The sequence below is a fragment of the Paratractidigestivibacter sp. genome (assembly GCF_052362415.1).
In the GTDB taxonomy this organism is placed as follows: domain Bacteria; phylum Actinomycetota; class Coriobacteriia; order Coriobacteriales; family Atopobiaceae; genus Paratractidigestivibacter.
Genome location: NZ_DAWEMK010000087.1, coordinates 1 through 1,676, shown reverse-complemented (window position 1 = coordinate 1,676; position 1,676 = coordinate 1). Strand labels below are relative to the sequence as shown.

1 protein-coding gene is annotated in these 1,676 nt (G+C 73.8%); it reads right to left on the bottom strand.

From position 1 onward, the window contains the following. The coding region (locus ACT84W_RS08235; protein WP_444328855.1) for a GTP-binding protein at positions 1 to 1,676 on the bottom strand (1,676 nt) is incomplete at both ends.

The window sequence follows — 1,676 nt, the reverse complement described above, 5'->3', positions numbered from 1 at the left end:
CCGTCCGCGGCCTCCGGTGTAGGCCGCCACCTCGAGCGCGTAGTCGCCCAGCTCCGAGGCCGGGACCTCGCCCGCGAGCGTCGCGATCCCGCCCGACGCGCCTGCGCCCGCGCCCGCGTCCGAAGCAGCCGGCGCCGCCCCCGCCGACGGCGCGCCGAAGCGCCCGCCCATGCGCGTCATGTCCGACATCGCGCGGCCGAGCTTGTCCTCGGGAACCTCCAGCTCGAAGGCGTACCACGGCTCCAGCAGCACGCACTCGCCGCGCGACCGGGCGCACATGAGCGCCTGCCGCACCGCCCGGTAGGTGGCCTGCCTGAAGTCGCCGCCCTCGGTGTGCTTGGCGTGCGCGCGCCCGGCGCACAGCGTGATCCGCACGTCGGTCAGCGGCGCGCCCGTGAGCACGCCCACGTGGTCGCGCTCCATCGCGTTCGCGAGGATGAGCCGCTGCCAGTTCCGGTCGAGCTCGTCTTCCGAGCAGCGCGTGCCAAAGACGACGCCGCTCCCCCGCGGCCCGGGCTCCACGAGCAGGTGGGCCTCCGCGTAGTGGCGCAGCGGCTCGAAGTGGCCGATGCCCATAGAGGGCGCGCTGAGCGTCTCTTTGTAGAGGATCCCCGCCGAGCCGAAGTCGACCGAAAGCCCGTAGCGGTCAGAAAGAAGCCCCCTCACGACCTCGAGCTGCACGGCGCCCATGAGCTGCAGGTGGATCTCCTGCAGGCGCTCGCTCCACGCGACGCCGAGCATCGGGTCCTCGCAAGCGAGCTCGCGCAGGGCCGCGAGCACGGCGTGGGCGTCCTCGTCGCCGGTAAGCACGCGGTAGGTGAGCACGGGCGCGAGCACCGGGGCCTCCGCGTCGGACTCGGCGCCCAGGCCGTCGCCGGGGCGCACGCGCGTGAGCCCCGTGACCGCGCAGAGCCTTCCCGCGCGGACCTCCCCCACCGGCTCGAGCCGCGCGCCGACCGCCACGCGCAGCTGGTCGACCTTCTGAGACCATGGCTCGCCGGCACGGACGCCGCTCACGACCTGCTTGGCGCAAAGCGCGCCGCCGGTGACCTTGAGCCACGCGATCCGCTCGCCCTTGCGCCCGTGGCTCACGCGGTACACGCGCGCCGCGAACTCACGGGGCCACTCGCGCTCCTCGACGAGCTCCGCCAAGCCGTCGAGGAACCCCTCCACGCCGTCGTTCTTGAGCGCGGAGCCAAAGAAGACCGGGAAGGCGCGCCGCTGCGCCACGAGCCGGCGGATCGTCCCGGGCGCGAGCGAGCCCGCCTCAAGGTACTCGTCGAGCGCCGCGTCGTCGGTCATGGCCGCCGCCTCGCCCGCGAGGTCATCTGCCGGCACGCAGCCCTCCGACAGCCGCGCGCGGAGCTGGGCAATGACCCGGGCGCGCTCCTCGGCGGAGCCGCCATCGGGCAAAAGGTCGGTCTTGTTCACAAAGACGAACGTGGGGATGCCGCGGCGCGCGAGCAGGCGCCACAGGGTCTCGGTGTGGCCCTGGACGCCGTCGTTTCCGCCCACCACGAGCAGGGCGTAGTCGAGCGCGGCGAGCGTGCGCTCCGCCTCGGCGCTGAAGTCGACGTGGCCCGGCGAGTCGACGAGCATGAGGCGCACGCCGGCGTGCTCGAGCTCGGCCTGCGAGCTGAAGATCGTGATACCGCGGGCGCGCTCCATCGCGTCGG